Annotated in this window: 16 protein-coding genes; 10 read left to right on the top strand and 6 right to left on the bottom strand. The window is 64.6% G+C overall.

Translation table 11 applies throughout. The annotated features are described in order from the left end of the window. Nucleotides 1-161: 161 nt before the first annotated feature. Nucleotides 162-2,171: a hybrid sensor histidine kinase/response regulator gene (locus tag F3H35_RS06450; RefSeq protein ID WP_149778775.1), complete on the top strand. Its 2,010-nt coding sequence runs from the start codon at nucleotides 162-164 to the stop codon at nucleotides 2,169-2,171. Here the strand turns inward: F3H35_RS06450 and F3H35_RS06445 are convergent. From F3H35_RS06445 to F3H35_RS06425, 5 genes are all read right to left on the bottom strand, one after another. Further along, nucleotides 2,098-2,883 (bottom strand): response regulator transcription factor, encoded by a 786-nt coding sequence (locus F3H35_RS06445; RefSeq protein ID WP_149778774.1) that lies wholly within the window; start codon nucleotides 2,881-2,883, stop codon nucleotides 2,098-2,100. The two genes, F3H35_RS06450 and F3H35_RS06445, sit on opposite strands and share 74 nt — an antisense overlap. Nucleotides 2,884-3,088: 205 nt before the next feature. After that, nucleotides 3,089-3,736, bottom strand: a complete 648-nt coding sequence (locus F3H35_RS06440) for a BON domain-containing protein (RefSeq protein WP_188129886.1) — start codon at nucleotides 3,734-3,736, stop codon at nucleotides 3,089-3,091. Nucleotides 3,737-4,010: 274 nt separating this feature from the next. Further along, the gene (locus tag F3H35_RS06435) at nucleotides 4,011-4,685 is read right to left on the bottom strand and encodes a phosphoribosyltransferase (RefSeq protein WP_149778772.1); all 675 of its coding nucleotides are present in this window, start codon (nucleotides 4,683-4,685) and stop codon (nucleotides 4,011-4,013) included. A 23-nt stretch (nucleotides 4,686-4,708) separates the two neighbouring features. Then, nucleotides 4,709-5,245: an Hsp20/alpha crystallin family protein gene (locus tag F3H35_RS06430; protein ID WP_223228325.1), complete on the bottom strand. Its 537-nt coding sequence runs from the start codon at nucleotides 5,243-5,245 to the stop codon at nucleotides 4,709-4,711. A 115-nt stretch (nucleotides 5,246-5,360) separates the two neighbouring features. Beyond that, complete coding sequence (locus F3H35_RS06425; protein WP_149778771.1) at nucleotides 5,361-6,311, bottom strand: LysR family transcriptional regulator; 951 nt, start codon at nucleotides 6,309-6,311, stop codon at nucleotides 5,361-5,363. 166 nt (nucleotides 6,312-6,477) lie between these two features. Here F3H35_RS06425 and F3H35_RS06420 point away from each other — a divergent pair, with 166 nt between their 5' ends. The 5 genes from F3H35_RS06420 to eda all read left to right on the top strand — a co-directional run bounded on the left by F3H35_RS06420 (nucleotide 6,478) and on the right by eda (nucleotide 13,614). Then, a complete protein-coding gene (locus F3H35_RS06420; protein ID WP_188129885.1) occupies nucleotides 6,478-7,497 on the top strand; it encodes a TAXI family TRAP transporter solute-binding subunit in 1,020 nt (339 codons plus the stop codon). Between the two features lie 111 nt (nucleotides 7,498-7,608). Further along, complete coding sequence (locus tag F3H35_RS06415) at nucleotides 7,609-9,852, top strand: TRAP transporter permease (RefSeq protein WP_149778770.1); 2,244 nt, start codon at nucleotides 7,609-7,611, stop codon at nucleotides 9,850-9,852. After that, on the top strand, nucleotides 9,836-11,095 hold the full coding sequence (locus tag F3H35_RS06410; RefSeq protein ID WP_149778769.1) for an NAD(P)/FAD-dependent oxidoreductase: 1,260 nt from the start codon (nucleotides 9,836-9,838) through the stop codon (nucleotides 11,093-11,095). The genes F3H35_RS06415 and F3H35_RS06410 overlap by 17 nt, the downstream gene beginning before the upstream one ends. Before the next feature lie 54 nt (nucleotides 11,096-11,149). Beyond that, nucleotides 11,150-12,973 carry a phosphogluconate dehydratase gene (edd, locus tag F3H35_RS06405; protein WP_149778768.1) on the top strand — a complete coding sequence of 608 codons (1,824 nt, stop codon included), beginning with the start codon at nucleotides 11,150-11,152 and terminating at the stop codon, nucleotides 12,971-12,973. After that, entirely contained in the window at nucleotides 12,970-13,614 is a 645-nt protein-coding gene (gene eda, locus F3H35_RS06400; RefSeq protein WP_149778767.1) for a bifunctional 4-hydroxy-2-oxoglutarate aldolase/2-dehydro-3-deoxy-phosphogluconate aldolase, read from the top strand. Before edd ends, eda begins: the two co-directional genes overlap by 4 nt. A gap of 20 nt (nucleotides 13,615-13,634) precedes the next feature. Here eda and F3H35_RS06395 read toward each other — a convergent pair whose 3' ends face one another. Beyond that, nucleotides 13,635-14,333 carry a GntR family transcriptional regulator gene (locus tag F3H35_RS06395; protein WP_149778766.1) on the bottom strand — a complete coding sequence of 233 codons (699 nt, stop codon included), beginning with the start codon at nucleotides 14,331-14,333 and terminating at the stop codon, nucleotides 13,635-13,637. A gap of 262 nt (nucleotides 14,334-14,595) precedes the next feature. On the opposite strand from F3H35_RS06395, the gene F3H35_RS06390 reads away from it, so the two are divergent. The 4 genes from F3H35_RS06390 to F3H35_RS06375 all read left to right on the top strand — a co-directional run bounded on the left by F3H35_RS06390 (nucleotide 14,596) and on the right by F3H35_RS06375 (nucleotide 19,659). Beyond that, the gene (locus tag F3H35_RS06390; protein ID WP_149778765.1) at nucleotides 14,596-16,140 is read left to right on the top strand and encodes an ABC transporter substrate-binding protein; all 1,545 of its coding nucleotides are present in this window, start codon (nucleotides 14,596-14,598) and stop codon (nucleotides 16,138-16,140) included. A 91-nt stretch (nucleotides 16,141-16,231) separates the two neighbouring features. Beyond that, complete coding sequence (locus F3H35_RS06385; RefSeq protein ID WP_149778764.1) at nucleotides 16,232-17,197, top strand: ABC transporter permease; 966 nt, start codon at nucleotides 16,232-16,234, stop codon at nucleotides 17,195-17,197. Nucleotides 17,198-17,207: 10 nt separating this feature from the next. After that, the gene (locus F3H35_RS06380; RefSeq protein WP_007815903.1) at nucleotides 17,208-18,047 is read left to right on the top strand and encodes an ABC transporter permease; all 840 of its coding nucleotides are present in this window, start codon (nucleotides 17,208-17,210) and stop codon (nucleotides 18,045-18,047) included. Nucleotide 18,048: 1 nt separating this feature from the next. Further along, entirely contained in the window at nucleotides 18,049-19,659 is a 1,611-nt protein-coding gene (locus tag F3H35_RS06375; RefSeq protein WP_149778763.1) for an ABC transporter ATP-binding protein, read from the top strand. Nucleotides 19,660-19,702: the final 43 nt, after the last annotated feature.

The following is a 19,702-nucleotide window of genomic DNA, read 5'->3' as shown; positions in this document are numbered from 1 at the left end:
CCTGTTTTGCAGATGGCACGTTCACCCAATGTGCCGCCATTCAGTGAACGCGCGAATCATGAAGAATTCAAAAACAGAAATGTGTAGAATTGTGCACGATCCGGGCCTTACCATGAGAAAAGGGCTGGCCTGTGCGATCCTGAAGGCGAAGGTGAGACAGCATGGATGATGACCCGGACCCCGCCCACGGGGGCAAAACACCGGCCAGCGGCCACCTGCCCCGGCTTGAGAGCGGGCCGCAGGCCTTTGCGTTCATCGAACAGGCGCCCGTGGCGATGGCGGTTCTGGATCGGCAGATGCGTTATCTTGCCTATAGCCAACGCTGGGCCGAGAGCCACGGTCTGGGCGACGGGGATTTGCGTGGGCGGTGTCATTACGAGCTGTTTGGCGCCTTGCCGGAGCGCTGGCATCACGCGCATGAACTGGCCCTGAGCGGAGAGAGCGTCGCCCGGGCCGAGGACCGGATCGTGCATCCCGATGGTCGGGTGCAATGGCTCGGCTGGGAGGTTCAGCCCTGGTATGACGGGCCGGGAGTGCCGGGCGGCGTGATGATCTGCACGCAGGATATCACCGACAGCAAGCGGACCGAACACTGGCTGCGCGAAAGCGAAGCGCGCCTGAGGCTGGCGGCGCAGGCGGCACAGTTCGGGATGTTCGACATCGATCTGGCGGCGGGCACCGGGCATTGGTCGAAAGAGGCGCTGGCGCTTCTGGGACTGCCCGAGGATGCGCGGCCGGACACTCTGGAAGATCTCAAGCCGATCCTTGATCCCGACAGCCTGAAGGGGTTGCGCGCGGTGTTGCGCGACGCGCTGAGGCCCGGATCGGCCGGGCGGCTGGTGCGCCAGCTGCGCCTGCCGGGTGGCGGAGGCGAGGACCGCTGGCTGCAATTTCACGGGCAGGTCACCTTTGCCGGCAAGGGCGCGCACCGCAAGGCGTGGCGCATTCGGGGCATGGTGCTTGACATCAGCGACACGCGCCGGATGGAGCAGCGCCTGTCACGCTCTGAGCGGCTGGAGACGGTGGGGCGTCTGGCCAGTGGGATCGCGCATGATTCAAACAATCTGCTGACGGTGATCCTGTCGAATCTCGAACTGGCGCTGGCGCGGATAGATGACCCCGAGGCACGCCGGATGATCGGCACGGCGGTGAACGCGGCGGAGGTCAATGCAGGGTTCAACCGGCGGCTCTTGTCGCTCACCTGCACGCGAAGCGATACGGCAGCCGTGCTGCGGATCGCGGCGCATCTGGATGCGACGCAGCCGCTTTTGAGCCATGCGATCGGTGATCGGATCACCTTGACGATCGCGCCCGAGGACGGGCTATGGCCGGTGCGCGCCGATCCCGGAGATCTGGACAGTGCGCTGTTGAACCTCGCGCTGAATGCGCGCGACGCGATGCAGGACGGCGGCGCACTGAGCGTCACGGCGAAGAATGTGGCGCTCGATGCACGGCACGCGGCGCGCATGGGGCCGCAGGCGCGGGAGGGCGATTTCGTTTGCATCGAGATGCGCGACAGTGGCACCGGCATGTCCGACGAGGTGGCAGCGCAGGCGATGGAGCCTTTCTTCACCACCAAGCCCAAGGGCCGGGGCACCGGGCTTGGCCTGACCAGCACGGCATCCTTTGTCAGCCGGCTGGACGGGTTCATGACGATCGACAGCGACCCGGGCAAAGGGACACAGGTGGCGCTTTATCTGCCGCGCGACACAGGCGAGGCGCAGCGCGAAGAGCCGGCCACGGACGCAGAGGCGGAGCCGATGCATGGTCATGGCGAGGTCGTCTTGCTGGTCGAGGACAACCGCGATGTCCGCGAGGCGGGTCTCAAACGGTTGGAAATCCTCGGATATGTGGCGATCGAGGCACGCGACGCCACAGAGGCGCTAGCGGTGCTGGCGCGCGGCGAGCCGGTGGATCTGGTGTTTTCGGATTTTGCGATGCCCGGTGCGGAAAGCGGGCTGTCCCTGGTTCAGAGGGTGAGGCGCGATTACCCCCGTATGGCGGTGCTGCTGACGACGGCGGATGGCACGCAGATCCTGCGAAAGGATGGTGACGAGACGCGCGAGCAGGTGGAGATCCTGCCCAAGCCCCACGCGATCAGCGATCTTGCACGGGCATTGCGCCGGGCGCTGGATCGTCGGGACCCGTCTCGGGACAGACCTCGCCGGTGAAGACATAGCCCACGCCGCGCACCGAGCGGATCAGCAGCGGTTCGTCGTGGCCCGGGTCGATCTTGCGGCGCAGGCGGGCGACATGACCATCGATCGTCCGGTCGAGCGGAGACCAGGCCTGACCGCGCAGCGCGAGAGATATCTCGTCACGGCTGAGCACGCGTCCGGGATGACGGACAAAGAGTTCCAGAAGGCGCAGTTCGGTGTCGGTGAGGTCGATAGGGCGACCATCGAGTTTGCGCACAAAGCGCCGGCGGGTGTCGAACACGCAATGGTCGAAATCCAGCAGATGGGGCAAGTCGGTGCCGCTGTCGGCGCTGGCGGAGGCCTCGAGTTCGTAGCGGCGCAGCACCTTGGTCATGCGCATCACCACCTCGGAGAGGTGGAACGGCTTGGTGATGTAGTCGTCGGCACCGTTTTCCAGCCCGCGCACCCTGTCCTGAGGCGCGCCGAGTGCCGTGACGATGATGATGGGCACGTTGCGCGCCTCGCGCAGTTCGCGCGCCAGTTCAAGCCCGTCATCGGCCCCCAGACACAGATCGAGTGTCACGAGGTCGACGGGGTTGCGACGGATCATGTCGAGGGCGCTGTCGCGGGACTCGGCTTCGATCACGTCAAAGCCGCGATCCTGCAGGCCGGTGCGGAGGCAGGCACGGACATCACGCTCGTCTTCCACTACAAGCACGGTGGTGCCGGTCTGATTTTCGGACAAATTGCGCCTCGTAGACTGTTGTATGCCAATATCGAGCAAAGCAGCGATTATCGCATTTTGCAATAAATTTGACTTTTTGGTGAGAATTTGTCGAACGATCGCTGCCAGAATGGGCGCGCCGCGATCCGAGGCGGCCCGGCAAGCGCGGGCCTAAAACCGGCCCATGATGCGCCTGCCGGGCGCGAGCGTGCGGGGGTGCCGCGGATCAGGAGACCGAGATCCGATCCTCGACGGATTTGACGCCGGGCACGGACCATGCCGCGCGCTCGGCGGTCTGGCGTTCCTTGATATGGCGCACATGCCCCGACAGGATCACATGCCCGGAATCGACCGTGATCCTGATGCCCGAGGCTTCAAGCTCGGCATCGCGGCGCAACGCGTTCTCGATCCGCTCATGCACGTCCGAGGGGCTGAAGGAGGGGCTGATCGAAATCGCGTTGGTCAGGCCCGTCACCCCCGCCAGACCCCGGATCGCGCGGGCGGCGGCCTGTTTCTGGAAGTTCCATTGGACATCTCCGCTGAGCGTCACCCAGCCGTTATGCACCTTGACCCGAATGGCGTTTTCCGGGACCGAGGTGTTCCATTCCAATATGTGCAGGATGCGCTTGGCGATATCGTCATCGGCCGTCCGGTGCGTACCTATCGGGCGCACCTCGATATCGACGACGATGCCGCGCACGCCCTTGACGCGCATCGTGACCTTTTCGGCGGTCGCGCGTTCGGCGAATGTCGTCACATGCCCTGTGAGCGTGACCACGCCTTCGTCCACGGAAACGCCTATATCGGCGGCGTCGATGCTTGGTTCGAAATCGAGCGCGTCCAGAATATCCTGCTGAAGATCAGTGTCTTTCATGCCATCATCCTCCGTCATCAGAGAGCCGTTGTCCGGCACAGCTCAGACTGCGGCGGACCGGTGACATCGGCATTGACCGTGGGCAACGCGAGATCCCGAAAAGCGGCGATGCGGCGGGATGGATTGCAGCGAATGCAGGCCATGAGGCACCCGAACGCGCGCTAAGAAAGTGACATGGACGAGCGAAATCCATGACCCAGGCCACCGCATTGGTTCCCGCCTGCGCGATATGCGGCCGGGCCTTGCGCAGGCGCTTGAGCGGTGAGAACGGTTGTCAGTTCTGCCGCTCGTCCGCCTTGCGCTGACGCAGAGCGGCGTTCTGCATGAGGCGGATCACCTCGTCATCGGGCACCTGATCGAACCGTCTGTAGGCGCCGCCCACGGCGCCGAAATGCAGATGCGGTTCGGGACAGATCAGCATGTCGACCTCGGCTTGCAAGGCGTCGAGCACGTCAGCGCTGGCAACCGGAACCGCAAGGATCACGCGGCGGGGCTTCATCTGGCGCAGCGATGCGAGGGCCGCGCGCAGGGTCGTGCCGGTGGCGATCCCGTCATCGACCAGAACCACGGTGCGGCCCGTCACCGGCACAGGGGCCTTGTCGCCCAGATAAGCGCGGCGGCGGCGTTCGAGTTCAGTGCGTTCGGGGGCGGCGAGCGCATCCACATCGGCGCGCGTCATCCCGAAAAGCCGGGCCACGTGGGTATTGACCACCAGCCCCGCATCGCCCGGCCCGGTGACCGCGCCAATGGCCAGTTCCCGGTTTCGCGGCGCCCCGACCTTGCGCACGAGAATGAGATCGAGCGGCGCATCCAGCGCATCGGCGATCACCGCGCCGATCGGCACGCCGCCACGCGGCAAGGCCAGAACGACCACATCTTCGTCCGCAAGTGGCGGCAAGGCGCTCAGAAGCTGTCGCGCGGCGTCCTCACGGTCGTCATATATGGGCATCTGACCTGTCCAATCTTGCCACGTCAGCCTGACTTGATGGCGATCTTGCGTTCCTTCTCGCGGGCTTCGGGCGTTTTGGGCATGGTCACGCGCAGCACGCCATCCGAAAAGCGGGCGTCGATCTGGTCGGGGTCGGCACCGGGGGGCAGCTTGCAGCGGCGATGGAAGGCGCCGAAGCTGCGCTCGCTGAGGTGGTAATTGTCCTCGTCGGTTTTCTTTTCCTCGGTCTTTTCGCCACGGATCGACAGGTAGCCGTCGCTGACCTTGACCTCGACATTGTCGGCGCTCATGCCCGGCAGCTCGGCGGTCAGTTCGAAATCGCCGTCGCGTTCCACAAGGTCCATCGCGGGCATGGGTGTCATGGCCGAGCGCAGCCGACCGAGCGGCTGACGGCGCGAGAGGCCCCAGCCCCATGGGTCGAATTCATCGAACAGGCGGTCGATCTCGTGGCGCAGACCGGGCAGGATGCCCATCCCCTGCCCCGCGATGTCGGAGGTGGCGGGCGATGTCTGCACCTCGACGGTGCCGGGTTTGGCTGCATCGGATTTCTTCTTGGACATGGGTCATGACCTCCATCTGGACAGATGCGACAGGATGCGCCCCTGCGGGGCGCCGCCGGGGCATGTCGACTGGGAGGCATCATGGAAAAGGCGCGCAGGGACGCATTGATGATGGTCAAGCGCGCGGCGTGCCCGCGCCGCCCCGAAGGGCTGCGTTGATCTGCAAGACCTCATCCTGCCAGAGTGCGATGAAGGCCGAGGCCAGATGCGACGGCGGGCGGTGCGCCGGTGTCAGGATATGAAAATCGACGGTGATTTCGGGACGGAACGGGCGAAAGACGATGCCCTGCTGCTGCAGGCCACGATAGCTTTGGTAGCTTTCGGCGCTCAGCACATCGACCACGGAACAGGCCAGCCCCAGTTCGACGAAATTGAGCAGAGGGATGAAATACTGCGTCTCGTAGCGCAGGTCGAACCGCGCCCCGGCGGCGGCGAAGGCGGCACGCGTATCGCGGTGGGTGGAGTGGCTTTGATGCAGCGCGGCCATCGGGCGGCCATCGAGATCGGCAGGGGTTATGACATCGAGCCGCGCCAGCGGATCGGCGGCGGGCACGGCGCAGAGGCAGCATGTCGAGGTGGGCAAGGGCGTGACCAGCTGGGACGTGCCGCCGATCCTGGCCCCCAGATCAGCGATGCCGAGATCGTAGGATTGCGTCGAGATCAGCTGATGCACCTGAGGCGAGCTGCGGGTGAGGATCGTCGTGCGGATATCCTTGTGAGCGCTGGTCAGCCGACTGACAAGCCGGGGCACCAGAAACACCGATGGACCCGGCATGGCGACGATGCGCAGCTCGCCGCGGGTCAGCGCCTTGAGGTTGCGAAGGTTCTGGCGCGCGGTGTCGAGCTTGTCGAGGATGTCGGTCACCTCGGCCAGAAGGTAATGCGCCTCGGGCACGGGATGAAGCCGGCGCGAGCGCCGCTCGAAGAGCTGCATCCCCATCTCGGCTTCGAGCGCGGCGATGGCGGAACTGATCGCGGGTTGGGTCCGCCCCAGGTTGCGCGCCGCCTGAGACACCGAGCCGGACAGCATGACTTCACGAAACGAGAGGAGATGCACGATATTCATGGGCAAATTCTATAAATGCTTCTTATGATATTCAATAAACTTTGAATTTGCGTTTATGCAAAGGACTTGGCAGGCTTGCGCCAACAGGCGGCATGACCGCACTGTTCCGGAGTGCGCCGGAGACAACCGGCACCGGCTCATCGACCAACAGGGAGCACGACAACGAATGAAGCACGTAAGAACGTTCAGAAACATCGCCATCGCCACGGTGGCCGGTATCGGGCTGGCCCTGCCCGCTGTGGCGCAGGACATGAAATTCTTCCGCATCGGCACCGGCAGCGCCGGGGGTACTTACTTCCCCATCGGCGGCATCATCGCCAACGCCATCTCGAACCCGCCCGGATCGCGCCCCTGCGAAGAGGGCGGCAATTGCGGCGTGCCCGGACTGGTGGCCATCGCGCAATCGACCAACGCCTCGGCGCATAATGTCAACGCGGTGCAGGCCGGACAGATGGAAGCGGGCCTGACGGGCGCCGCCACGCTGCATTTCGCCTATAACGGCACGGGTGTCTTCGAGGGCAATGCAAAGCCCGATCTGCGGGTGATCGCCAATCTTTTCCCCGAAGATCTGCATCTGGTGCTGCCCAAGGGCGCCAAGCTGGAGAGCCTCAAGGATCTGGAAGGCAAGCGCGTGGGTATCGCACAGGCCGGTTCGGGCACGCAGATCGCGGTCGAGCTGATCCTTGCGACCCAAGGCATCACCCGCGACAACATCGAAGAGGCCGAACTGAACAACACCCAGAGCGCCGAGCGTCTGGCCGATGGTCAGCTTGACGCCTATTTCTATGCCGCCGGTACGCCGGTTGCCGCGATGATCCAGCTCGACAACACCAAGGGCATGGAACTCTATGACTGGTCCGACGAGGAACTGCGGGCCGGCAACGAGGCGGTGCCCTACTACATCCGCTCGCTGATCCCCGCCGGCACCTATCCGGGCGTGGATTACGATGTGGACACGCTGGCGGTGTCGGGCATCCTTGTCACCAATGCCAATCAGGACGAAGAGCTGATCTATGAGATCACCAAGGCGCTGTGGTCGGATACCGCCCGCAAGCTGCTGGACAACGGCCACCCCAAGGCCAAGGTCATCACGATGGACACCGCGCTTGACGGTGTCGACGGCATCGGCGTGCCGCTGCATCCGGGCGCCGAGCGCTTCTATCGCGAAGCCGGCATGATCCAGTGATCCGGCTCTGACCATGCACGGGCCGGCCCCAAGGGGCTGGCCCGATTTTCGGGCCGGGTGCGCTGCGCCGCGTTCGGCCTACCCCCAACATCATTGCCAAGGAAGCGCCCCATGGCCAGCGATCGCACGTCCTCGACCCTGGACGCAAGGCAGCTTGAAGAGCTGGAAAAGAAATATGACAGCGCGCTCAATACCCGCGACAACGGGCCGACGCTGAAGACCGCGATCTATTGGGCCACGATCCTGTTTGCCGCCTATCATGTCTGGACCGCAGGGTTCGGAACGCCGGTGGATCATGTGCATATGGGCATCCATCTGGCCGGGCTGTTCCTGTTCATCTTCCTTTACTTTCCGGTCAAGCGGACACCGGCCAGCCTGTCTTATGAGGGGGCGGGACTGCTCAAGCCGGGCAATGTGCCGCTCTATGACTGGGCGATCGCGCTGGCGGGCATGCTGGCGGCGCTGTTTTTGTGGATCAGCTGGCGCGGGCTGGAGATATTCGGCCTCGACATCCCCGAACAGGCGCTCAGGCAAGGCAATCCGACGACGCCGGACGTGATCCTTGGCACCATCCTGATTTTCGCCACGCTGGAGATCGCGCGGCGCACGATCGGCTTCGTTCTGCCGCTCATCATTCTGGTGTTCATGGGCTATGCCCTGTTCGGCCCGTCGATGCCGGTGCAGATCCTGCAGCATCCGGGCGTGGACTGGCACCAGTTCGTCAACAACATGTATTTCCCCTCGGAAGGGATTTTCGGCATCACGCTCTGGGTGGTCTCGACCGTGGTGTTCCATTTCGTGCTGTTCGGCGTTGTGGCGCAGCGCATGGGGCTGGGGCAATTCTTTGTCGATAACGCGATGATGCTGGCGGGGCGCTATACCGGGGGACCGGCCAAGGTGTCGGTCGTCTCATCGGCCTTTTTCGGCACGATTTCGGGCAGTTCCATCGCCAACACCGTCTCGACCGGGTCGCTGACCATCCCCAACATGAAAAAGATGGGCTATCCAGGCTATTTCGCCGGCGGGGTCGAGGCGGCCTCCTCCGCGGGTGGCCAGATCACGCCGCCGATCATGGGCGCGGCAAGCTTCCTGATGGCTGAATATCTGGAGGTGCCCTATACCACCATCGTGATCGCTGCGATCGTGCCCGCGCTGATGCATTACATCGGGGTTCTCTCGATCGTGCATTTCACCGCGAAACGGCTGGGCCTCAAGGCCTATCCCAAGGAGGAGCTGCCCAAGTTCCTGCAGGTCTGGAAGGACGGCTGGTACACGATCATTCCGCTGATCGCGCTGCTGATCGTGCTGTTTTCCGGCTATTCGCCGAACATGGCCGCCTTCATGGGGCTGCTGTTGTGCATCGTCGTGGGCTTCTGTGGCTTTGACCGCCCCCTGACGCTGGCTATTCCGCTGGGTCTCTTGGCCTTCATCTTCTGGAAAGCGTCGCCCGCCAGTGGCGAGGGCTTTTCCGCAACGCTGGCAGGCATCCTTGCGGCGCTCACGATCATCGGCTCGCTTCATCGTAATGAACGCAAGGATTTCAAGGACTTGCTGGACAGCTTTCATGTGGGTGTCCAATATGCGCTGGCGGTTGGCGCGGCCTCGGCTGCGGTGGGGATCGTGGTGGGGGTCATCAACACCACGGGCGTCGGGTTCCGCATGGGGTTCATGGTCACCAATGGCGCCGCCGACATGGCCGCCTGGCTGCATCCTTTCGTGGGCTGGATCCCCGCCGAGGCGTTCTCATTGAGTGCGCTGCAGCAATTTATCTCGCTTGTGCTGATCGCGATGGCGTGCATCCTGATGGGCGCGGGCCTGCCGACCACGGCGCTTTACATCATGCTGGTCGCGGTCGCGACCCCGGCGCTGAGCCAGCTTGGCGTGCCGCCGCTGGCGACGCATATGTTCGTGCTCTATTACGGCGTGATCTCGGAGATCACCCCGCCGGTCTGCGCGTCGGCCTATGCGGCGGCGGGGATCGCGGGGGCCAATCCGTTCCGCACGGGGCTGAACGCCTTCACGCTGGGATTGGGCAAATTGCTGGTGCCGATGGTCTTTGTCTATGCGCCGGTGATCCTGATCGTGCTGCCGGAATATTTCACGCTGATGTCCTTCCTGCAGGTATCGCTGACCTGTGCCGCAGGCGTCTTTGTCATCGGCACGGCGGTGGCGGGGTATTTCATCGATCGGATGGGCGGCTTCGAGCGGTTCCTCATGGTGGTGGGCGGATTGCTTCTGGTGGCGCCGAGCGGATCGAGCGACCTGCTGTCGCTCGCAGTGATCGGGCTGGTTCTGGTGCCGCAAGTGCTGCGCAAGCGCGCCGAGAAGGCGGTAGAAGATGCCGCCGGACAATGATGCAAGCGTCACCATTCTGGGCGGCGGCGCCGTGGGCATCTGCACCGCGCTCGAACTGGTGGAACGGGGCATTCCCGTCCGGCTGATCGACCGGGACGCGCCCGGGCAAGGCGCATCAAGCGGCAATGCGGGGGTGATCTCGCCTTTTTCGGTGGTGCCGCAATCCATGCCGGGGGTCTGGAAGAAGGCGCCGGGATGGCTGCTGGATCCGCTGGGGCCGGTGGCGGTGCGCGCAAGGCACCTGCCCCGCTTCCTGCCCTGGGCGCTGCGCTTCGTGCTGAATGGCAGCGAGGCGCGCGCAAAGGCGGTGTCGGCGGCGATGGACGGGCTGACGGCAGGGTGCGTCGATCTTTACCGGCGCCACCTTGAAGGCACCGGCCATGAGGGGCTGGTGCGCGACAGTTGCTATGTGCTGGCGCATCGCGATCCCGCTCTGGCCAGTGACCGGGGGCTTGATGCCGAATTGCGCCGCATGGCCGGCGCCAAGGTCGAAGTGATCGGGGCGGGCGCGCTGCGCGAGATGGAGCCGGATCTGTCGCCCGAGTTCCGCGCCGCGGTGGTGGTGCACGGACAGGCGCGCGCGCTGTCGCCGGGGCGGCTGATGGCGGTGCTGGCGGAGAAGCTGCGGGCCTTGGGCGGCGAAGTGCTGCAGCGCGAGGTGCGCGCGCTGTGCCCCGACGCGCAGGGCGGCTGGATCATCGATTGCGAGGGCGAGACCCTGAGCGCGGCGCGGATCGTCGTGTCGGCGGGGGCATGGTCGGCGCGGCTTTTGGCACCGCTTGGGCTGAGGCTGCCGCTGGAGGCGGAGCGCGGCTATCACGTGATGTTCGCCGATGCGGGCGTGAGTCTGAACAATTCGGTGATGGATACGGACCGCAAATTCGTGGCCAGCAGCATGGAGGACGGGCTGCGGGCCGCGGGCACGGCGGAATTCGGAGGGCTCGATGCCCTGCCCGATCCGCGCCGCGCCGAGACCATCGCCGGATTGGCCCGCCAGATGGTGCCGGGGCTGGGGAGCGCCACGGTTACCACGTGGAGCGGTGTGCGCCCGTCCTTTCCCGACAGCCTGCCGGTGATCGGAGAGATGCCGGGACATCCGGGGCTTTACGGGGCCTTCGGGCATTCGCATTACGGGTTCATGATGGCGCCGCGCACGGGGAGGATCATGGCGGACCTGCTGCGCGGGGCGGGGCCGAATATCGATCTGGCACCCTATCGCGCGGATCGCTTCGGATCGGTTTGAAACCGGCGCATGGCGATGCTACGTTACCGCTAACGTCAACCAGCCGGACCCAGCATGACCCTCCACCCCAAAATCGACGCCCTCACGGCCCGTATCCGGGACCGCTCAGCGCGGACGCGCGGCACATATCTCGAGCGGATGCGCCGCGCGGCCGAGGATGGTCCGCGCCGCGCGCATCTGAGTTGCGGAAATCAGGCCCATGCCTATGCCGCGATGGGCGAGGACAAGGACAGGCTGGCGGAGCATCGTGCGCCGAACCTGGGGATCGTGACGGCCTATAACGACATGCTGTCGGCGCATCAGCCGTTCGAGCGTTTCCCCGACCTGATCCGCGACGCCGCACGAGAGGCGGGCGGCACGGCGCAGGTGGCGGGCGGTGTGCCTGCGATGTGCGACGGGGTCACACAGGGCCAACCGGGGATGGAGCTGTCGCTGTTTTCACGCGATGTGATCGCGATGGCGGCGGGTGTCGCACTCAGTCACAACACGTTCGATGCGGCGGCCTATCTGGGCGTGTGCGACAAGATCGTGCCGGGCCTTGTGATCGCGGCGGCAACCTTCGGGCATATCCCGGCGGTGTTCATGCCGGCGGGGCCGATGACATCGGGGCTGCCCAATGACGAGAAGGCCAAGGTGCGCCAACGCTTTGCCAAGGGCGAGATCGGTCGCGACGAGCTGATGCGCGCCGAGATGAAAAGCTATCACGGGCCCGGCACCTGCACCTTTTACGGAACGGCCAACACCAACCAGATGTTGATGGAGTTCATGGGGCTGCATCTTCCCGGGGCGAGTTTCGTCAACCCAGGCACGCCGCTGCGCGATGCGCTGACCCGGGCGGCAACCGCCCGCGCGCTGGCGATCACGGCGCTTGGCAACGAATATATCCCGGTGGCCGAGGTGCTGGACGAGCGCGCCTTCGTCAACGGGATGGTGGGCCTGATGGCAACGGGGGGATCGACCAACCTCGTGCTGCATCTGCCGGCCATGGCGCGCGCGGCGGGCATCCTGCTGGAGCCGCAGGATTTCGCCGACATCTCGGCGGTGACGCCGCTGATGGCCAAGGTCTATCCCAACGGGCTGGCGGATGTGAACCATTTCCACGCCGCGGGCGGGCTGGCCTTCATGATCGGTGAATTGCTGGAGGCGGGCTTGCTGCACGAGGATGTGCAGACCATCGCCGGGCCGGGGCTGGAGCGATATACGAAAGAGCCGACGCTGAGAGAGGATGCGCTGATCTGGGGCGACGGCCCGGATCACAGCCGAAACGACAAGATCCTGCGCCCGGTGGGCGATCCGTTTCAGGCCACCGGCGGACTGCAGGATCTGAGCGGTAACCTGGGTTCGGGCATCATGAAGGTGTCGGCGGTGGCACCCGATCTGCATGTGGTCGAGGCCCCTGCCCGCGTGTTTCACGATCAGGAGGCGGTCAGGCAGGCATTCCGCGCAGGTGAGTTTACTGAGGATTGCGTCGTCGTGGTCCGGTTTCAGGGGCCGCGCGCCAACGGGATGCCCGAGCTGCATGCGCTGACGCCGCTGTTGTCGGTGCTGCTGGACCGGGGATTGAAAGTGGCGCTGGTCACGGATGGGCGCATGTCCGGCGCGTCGGGCAAGGTGCCCGCCGCGTTGCATGTCAGCCCCGAGGCTGCCCTTGGCGGGCCGTTGGCAAAGCTGCGGGATGGGGATGTGATCAGGGTCGACGCCAAGGCGGGCCGGCTCGAGGTGCTGACCGACGGCGCGCTGGAGCGAGACGCGGCCAGCCCCGATCTGAGCGCCAATGGCCATGGGCTTGGCCGGGAATTGTTCGAGCTTTTCCGGCAATGCGCGGGACCGGCAACGCAAGGTGCCTCGCCCCTGCTGCCGAGCGAGGGCACGTCATGACCCCGCAGCAGTCCAGCGCCGAGACCCGGCGCCTGTGCGGGCTGGCGCCGGTCATTCCGGTTCTGGTGATCGAGGATGCCGCGCGGGCCGAAGGGCTGGCGCGCGCACTGGTAGACGGCGGCCTGCCGGTGCTGGAGGTAACGCTGCGCACGCCTGCGGCACTTGAGGCGATCGCCGCGATGGCCCGGGTGCCGGGCGGCGTGGTGGGCGCGGGCACGGTCCTGACGCCCGAGGACGTGCAGGCGGCCAAGGCAGCGGGCGCGCGCTTTGCCGTGTCCCCCGGTGCGACACCCCGCCTGCTCGAGGCCTGCGAAAGCGCCGATCTGCCGCTCTTGCCGGGGGCGGCCACGGCCAGCGAAGCGATGGCGCTGCTGGAACGCGGCTATGACATGCTCAAGTTCTTTCCCGCCGAGGCGGCGGGCGGCGCGAAGGCGCTGAAGGCCATCGGCGCACCGCTGCCGCAGATCACGTTTTGCCCAACAGGCGGGATCACGCCCGAGACCGCCGCCGATTACCTGTCGCTCTCCAATACGCTCTGCGTAGGCGGAAGCTGGGTTGCGCCGAAGGACGCGGTGGAGGCCGGAGATTGGGCACGGATCACCGATCTGGCGCGCAAGGCGGCGGGGCTGGCGCGAGGCTGAGCGGCTGGCGCGGCGGCGGTTCAGGCGCCGCCTTCGGCCTCGAGCTTGCGGAAATGCTCGACCACCGCCTTGCGGGCGACGCCGATATGGTAATCCATCGCGGAACGGGCCTGTTCGGGATCGCCGGTTTCGAGCGCCTCGATGATGAGGTAGTGATTGCGCGCGATCATCCCCGGCTCGTCGAACACCCGTTCGATCAGCGCGGTGCAGGCCTGAATTTCCGAGGCCAGCTTGTCGAATACCGCCAGAAAGCGTTGGTTGCCGCTGGTCTCCACGATCAGCCGGTGAAATTGCAGATCGACCACGATCTGATGCATCAGCCTTTTTTCGGCAGACAGGGCCACCATCTGTTCGATCAGCGCGCGCAGCGGGTCGAGGATGTCGGCCAGCCTGCCCTCGCGCACGACCCGGGCGGCGGCTTCGCGTTCGATGCACAGGCGCAGCTCGTAAAGCGCATCGAGGTCTTCGGCATCGATGGTGCGCACGAAGAACCCGCGATTGGCCTTGGAGACCAGAAGCCCCGCACTTTCCAGCAGCCGGCCCGCCTCGCGCACCGGCGCACGGCTGACGCCGAGATCGCGGGCGATCACGGATTCGGCCACCCTGTCACCGGGTTTGAGCTGCCCGGACACGATGGCATCGGTCAGGATGCGGGCAATGCGCTGCGAGAGTGCATCGCGGGCAAGAGGCGGAAAGAGTGGTTCAGATTCCATCGGCATGGTCGCAAGCTATCCCTGAAATTGTCGTCTGTCGACAATTTGCCTTGACTCCGTGAAGGCCAGAAGCTGAACTGACCCCATGCCGAATGCCCTAGCGACCCTCGCTTGCAGGGATCAAGGGCAAACATCGCCGGACCGCGCCGAAGAGTGAAAAATCCGCCGGGCGCGCGTGACGCAAGGACCAAGGCGGAGGGCGGCCAGCCCGGTGCCGAAAACGCAAGCCGGGCTGCGCCCGACGCAGAATTTCAACAGGGAGCAACAGATGAAGAAGATTTTTACCACGTCGATCCTGAGCATGGGTCTTGCCATGCCAGTAGCCGCGCAGGACGCGGGCGGCCGGCTTGACATCGTCGTGCAGCCTGAGCCGCCCAGCCTGATGCTGGGGCTTGTGCAGAACGGCCCCACCCAGCTGGTCGCCGGGGACATCTATGAAAGCCTGCTGCGCTATGACACCGATCTGAACCCGCAGCCGTCGCTGGCGAAATCATGGGAGATTTCGGACGACGCGCTCACCTATACGTTCAAGCTGCATGAGGGTGTCACATGGCATGACGGCGAGCCGTTCACCGCCGAGGATGTGGTGTTTTCCGTGGACAAGTTCCTGCGCGAAACCCATGCGCGGCTGCGCGTGAGCCTTGCGCATGTGGAGTCGGTGACCGCCCCGGACGATCATACGGTGGTCTTCAAGCTGAAGAACCCCTTCGGGCCGTTCATTGGCGTCTTCGAGGCCGGCACGATGCCGATGGTGCCCAAGCATATCTATGAGGGCACTGACTACGCCAACAACCCGGCGAACAACACGCCGATCGGTACAGGCCCGTACAAGTTCGAGGCTTGGGAAAAGGGCAGCTATATTCATCTGGTCAAGAACGAGGATTATTACCTCGAGGGCCAGCCCTATCTGGACGAGATCTATTACCGGGTGATCCCGGATGCCGCGGCACGCGCCGTGGCCTTCGAGAATGGCGAGGTCGATGTACTGCCCGGCGGCTCGGTCGAGAACTGGGATGTGCAGCGGCTCACGCAGATGGACGGGGTCTGTTCCACCGGTCAGGGTTGGGAATATTTCGCGCCGCACGCGATGGCATGGATGAACAACCGCGAAGGGCCGACCGCCGATACGCGGTTCCGCAAGGCGGTGATGTACGCGATGGACCGCGAGTTCGTGAAGGATGTGATCTGGAACGGGTTCGGCAAGGTCGCCACCAGCCCGGTATCGTCGAAGACCAATTTCTATACCGACGACACGATCATGTACGACCACAACCCCGACAAGGCCCGCGAATTGCTGGCCGATATGGGGTATGACGGGGAAGCGGTGCGCATCCTGCCCCTGCCCTATGGCGAGACATGGCAGCGTTGGGCCGAGGCGATGAAGCAGAACCTGTCCGAGGTGGGCATCAATGCCGAGGTCGTGGCCACGGATGTGGCCGGCTGGAACCAGAAACAGGCCGAATGGGATTTCGACATCGCCTTCACCTATCTCTACCAGTATGGCGATCCGGCCCTTGGCGTGGCGCGCAGCTATCTGTCCACGAATATCGCCAAGGGCAGCCCGTGGAACAACGTTGCGGGCTATGCCAATGAAGAGGTCGACGCCATGTTCGCCGAGGCCGCCGTCGCCGCCACCCCGGAGGCACGTCAGGAGATCTATACGGAAATCCAGCAGACGTTGGTGGATGACGTGCCCGTGGCGTGGCTGCTGGAGATCGAGTTTCCGACGATCTACCGCTGCGAGGTCAAGGACCTTGTGACCACCGCGATCGGCATCAATGACGGTCTGCGCGACGCGTGGATCGAGAAGTAAGCCCCTTGCCGACAGGGCGGCCGGTCCGGGAGATACCGGGCCGGCCGTCTTTGCGTCCTGACCATTCCAGATATCCGGGCAGAACAGTCACATGACACTTCTCTCCGCCATTTTCGGGCGTGCCGCAAAGGCGGCGGTCACGCTGTTGCTGATCGTCGTTCTGAATTTCTTTCTCATTCATGCCGCCCCGGGCGATCCGGCGATGGTCATGGCGGGCGAGGCAGGGGCGGCCGATGAGCAATTCATCGCCCAATTGCGCGAGCGGTTCGGGCTGGACCAGCCGCTTTACGTGCAGTTCTGGAATTATGTCTCAGGGGTGGTGCAGCTGGATCTGGGGTATTCCTACCGTCAGCAGATGCCGGTGCTGGACCTGATCCTTGACCGGCTGCCGGCAACGCTGCTTCTGACGCTCACGGCATTCGGCATGTCGCTGCTTTTGGGGATCGTGTTCGGTCTGGCGGCGGCGGCACGGCAGGGCCGTTGGGGGGATACGGCGATCACCTCGATGGCGCTGCTGTTTTATGCCACGCCGCTGTTCTGGGTCGCGCTGATGGCGGTGGTCCTGTTTTCCGTCAAGCTCGGTTGGTTCCCGGCCTTCGGCTATGGGACGGTGGGCGCCGATCTGAGCGGGCTCGATCTGGTGCTGGACCGGTTGCGGCACCTGTTCTTGCCGGCGCTGACATTGGGGCTGTTCTTCATGGCGGTCTATCTGCGGATGACGCGATCCTCGGTGCTGGAGGTGAGTCAGATGGATTTCGTCAAGACCGCCCGCGCCAAGGGCCTTGGCGAAGGGGTGATCCGACGGCGCCATATCCTGCGCAACGCGCTGTTGCCGGTGGTCACGCTGGCAGGTCTGCAGGCGGGGCAGCTGGTGGGTGGCGCGGTGCTGACCGAGACGGTCTTTGCCTGGCCCGGTATCGGACGGCTGATGTTCGAAAGCCTGACGGCACGGGATTACAACACGCTTCTGGGGGTGTTTCTTGTGTCGGCGGCGATGGTCATCGCCTTCAACATCATCACCGATATCGTCTATCGGCTGATCGATCCGCGGATATGAGGAGGCACGCATGATGGATTTCCTCAAACGGTTTTCACGCAACCGGGGCGCCGTGATCGGAGCGGTGATCCTGATCACGGTGGTACTGCTGGCGGTTCTGGCGCCACTGCTTTATCCCGAGAGCCCCTGGAAGATGGTCCAACGCCCGTTCCTGCCGCCGTTCAGCGTGGAGGGATTTCCGCTTGGCACCGACACGCTGGGGCGCGATGTCGCCTCGGGGCTGGTGCATGGCGCGCGGGTGTCGCTGATCGTGGGGCTCGTGTCGACGCTGGTGGCGCTGCTGATCGGTGTGCCGCTTGGGGCGTTTGCGGGCTTTTATGGCGGTCTGGTCGATGATGGCGCGATGCGCTTTACCGAGTTTTTCCAGACGATCCCGAATTTCGCGCTGGCGATCGTGCTGGTGGCGATCATGGAGCCGACCCTGCCCACGATCACTCTGGCCATCGCCATTGTCAGCTGGCCCCCCGTCGCCCGGCTTGTGCGGGCCGAGGTGCTGTCGCTGCGCAAGCGCGAATTCGTGGATGCCGCAAGACTGGCTGGGCTGTCGAACACGCGCATCCTGTTCGGGCATATCCTGCCCAATGCGATGTCGCCGATCATCGTGATGGCCTCGTTGATGGTGGCCACGGCCATATTGCTGGAAAGCTCGTTGTCGTTTCTCGGTCTGGGCGATCCCAATATCATGAGCTGGGGCTACATGATCGGGGCCGCGCGCACGGTGATCCGCAGCGCATGGTGGCTGAGTTTCATTCCCGGCGTGGCGATCCTCTTGACGGTGCTGGCGCTGAACCTGATCGGTGAGGGGCTGAACGATGCGCTCAATCCGCGACTGGCCAGAAAGGGACGCTGAGATGGAGCCTGTCCTGAAAATCTGCGATCTGGCGATTTCGTTGCCGCCCGGTGCGGACCGCGGCTTTGCGGTTCAGAATATCGACTTCGATCTGAGTGCCGGAGAGATCCTGTGTGTGGTGGGCGAATCCGGGTCTGGCAAGTCGATGACCGCCAATGCGCTGATGGGGCTCTTGCCGGATCAGGTGGAGGTGGCGCGCGGCACCGCCCATTTCGAGGGGCGCGACATGCTTGCCCTGCCCGATCATGAGCGGCGCAAGCTGCGCGGCGACCGGATCGGGATGATCTTTCAGGAACCGATGACCGCGCTCAACCCGCTGATGCGCATCGGCGATCAGATCGCCGAGGTCTTTGAGGCCCATAACCGCCATACCCCGTCCGAGCGGCGCGACAAGGCGCTGGCGCTGATAAAGGAGGTCGGGCTTCCCGATCCTGAAAAGATCATCCGCGCCTATCCCTTCCAGTTGTCGGGCGGGCAAAGGCAGCGGGCGATGATCGCCATGGCGCTGGCGCTGGACCCTGCGATCCTGATCGCGGACGAGCCGACCACCGCGCTGGATGTGACCACGCAGGCGCAGATTCTGGAGCTTATCAAGACGATCCAGCATCGGCACGGCATGTCGGTGATGTTCATCACCCATGATTTCGGCGTGGTGGCGGAAATCGCCGACCGTGTGATCGTGATGCGGTATGGCGAGATCGTGGAACAGGGACCGGTCGCCGAGGTTCTGAAAACGCCGCAGCACGCTTATACCAAGGCGCTGCTGGAGGCGATCCCGTCAGATCACGTTCCCAGCCCCGAGCCGGTCTCGGGGCCGGCGGTTCTGGAGGTGCGCAATCTGCGCAAGACCTTTGTCACCTCGGGCGGGCTCTTTCGGCCCAAGCGCAGCGTGACGGCGATCGACGATGTGTCGTTCAGCATCGCGCGCGGCGAGGTATTGGGGATCGTGGGCGAATCCGGGTCGGGAAAATCCACCGTGGGCCGTGCCATCGTACGGCTGGTCGAGGCGGATTCAGGCGAAATCCTGCTGGATGGGCAGAACATGACGGCCCTGAGCGCCGATGAGCTGCGCCGCGCGCGCAGGCGGGTGCAGATGATCTTTCAGGACCCTTATGCCTCGCTCAATCCGCGCAAGACGATCCTGCATGCGCTTTGCGAAGGGCCGATCGTGCAAGGTGTTTCGCGCGACAAGGCCCATGCGCGCGCCCGCGAATTGCTGGAGATCGTGGAGCTGGATGCCGGCGCCGCAGACCGCTATCCGCATGAGTTTTCCGGCGGCCAGCGGCAGCGTATCGGCATCGCGCGCGCGCTGGCGATGGACCCGGATCTGATCATCGCCGACGAGGCGGTGTCGGCGCTGGATGTGTCGATCCAGGCGCAGGTGCTGAATTTGCTGCGCGATCTGCAAAAGCGGCTGCATCTGTCGCTGATGTTCATCACCCATGACATGCGGGTCGCGGCACAGCTTTGTGACAGGGTGGCGGTGATGCAACGCGGCAAGCTGGTGGAAATCGGGCCGGTCGCCGAGGTATTTCTCAACCCGAAGGCCGAGTATACCCGCAACCTGTTGGCCGCCGTGCCCGGCACCGACTGGAACCGCGGGGCTGCATGAGCGGATTGCGGGCGCAGAGCGTGGTTTGGCGCCCTGCCCTCGC

Source organism: Roseovarius litoreus (genome assembly GCF_900142765.1).
Lineage (GTDB): Bacteria > Pseudomonadota > Alphaproteobacteria > Rhodobacterales > Rhodobacteraceae > Roseovarius > Roseovarius litoreus.
The sequence above is the reverse complement of the archived record's forward strand: the minus strand, read 5'-3'. Positions and strand labels throughout refer to the sequence as shown.

What these genes read in the sequence shown, in the direction of transcription:
- F3H35_RS06390 (WP_149778765.1), top strand. Translation starts at nt 14,596, where the DNA reads ATGAAGAAGATTTTTACCACGTCGATCCTGAGCATGGGTCTTGCCATG.
- F3H35_RS06375 (WP_149778763.1), top strand. Translation starts at nt 18,049, where the DNA reads ATGGAGCCTGTCCTGAAAATCTGCGATCTGGCGATTTCGTTGCCGCCC.
- edd (WP_149778768.1), top strand. Translation starts at nt 11,150, where the DNA reads ATGACCCTCCACCCCAAAATCGACGCCCTCACGGCCCGTATCCGGGAC.
- F3H35_RS06425 (WP_149778771.1), bottom strand. Translation starts at nt 6,311, where the DNA reads ATGAATATCGTGCATCTCCTCTCGTTTCGTGAAGTCATGCTGTCCGGC.
- F3H35_RS06410 (WP_149778769.1), top strand. Translation starts at nt 9,836, where the DNA reads ATGCCGCCGGACAATGATGCAAGCGTCACCATTCTGGGCGGCGGCGCC.
- F3H35_RS06435 (WP_149778772.1), bottom strand. Translation starts at nt 4,685, where the DNA reads ATGCCCATATATGACGACCGTGAGGACGCCGCGCGACAGCTTCTGAGC.
- F3H35_RS06430 (WP_223228325.1), bottom strand. Translation starts at nt 5,245, where the DNA reads ATGTCCAAGAAGAAATCCGATGCAGCCAAACCCGGCACCGTCGAGGTG.
- F3H35_RS06450 (WP_149778775.1), top strand. Translation starts at nt 162, where the DNA reads ATGGATGATGACCCGGACCCCGCCCACGGGGGCAAAACACCGGCCAGC.
- F3H35_RS06420 (WP_188129885.1), top strand. Translation starts at nt 6,478, where the DNA reads ATGAAGCACGTAAGAACGTTCAGAAACATCGCCATCGCCACGGTGGCC.
- F3H35_RS06415 (WP_149778770.1), top strand. Translation starts at nt 7,609, where the DNA reads ATGGCCAGCGATCGCACGTCCTCGACCCTGGACGCAAGGCAGCTTGAA.
- F3H35_RS06395 (WP_149778766.1), bottom strand. Translation starts at nt 14,333, where the DNA reads ATGCCGATGGAATCTGAACCACTCTTTCCGCCTCTTGCCCGCGATGCA.
- eda (WP_149778767.1), top strand. Translation starts at nt 12,970, where the DNA reads ATGACCCCGCAGCAGTCCAGCGCCGAGACCCGGCGCCTGTGCGGGCTG.
- F3H35_RS06380 (WP_007815903.1), top strand. Translation starts at nt 17,208, where the DNA reads ATGATGGATTTCCTCAAACGGTTTTCACGCAACCGGGGCGCCGTGATC.
- F3H35_RS06385 (WP_149778764.1), top strand. Translation starts at nt 16,232, where the DNA reads ATGACACTTCTCTCCGCCATTTTCGGGCGTGCCGCAAAGGCGGCGGTC.
- F3H35_RS06440 (WP_188129886.1), bottom strand. Translation starts at nt 3,736, where the DNA reads ATGAAAGACACTGATCTTCAGCAGGATATTCTGGACGCGCTCGATTTC.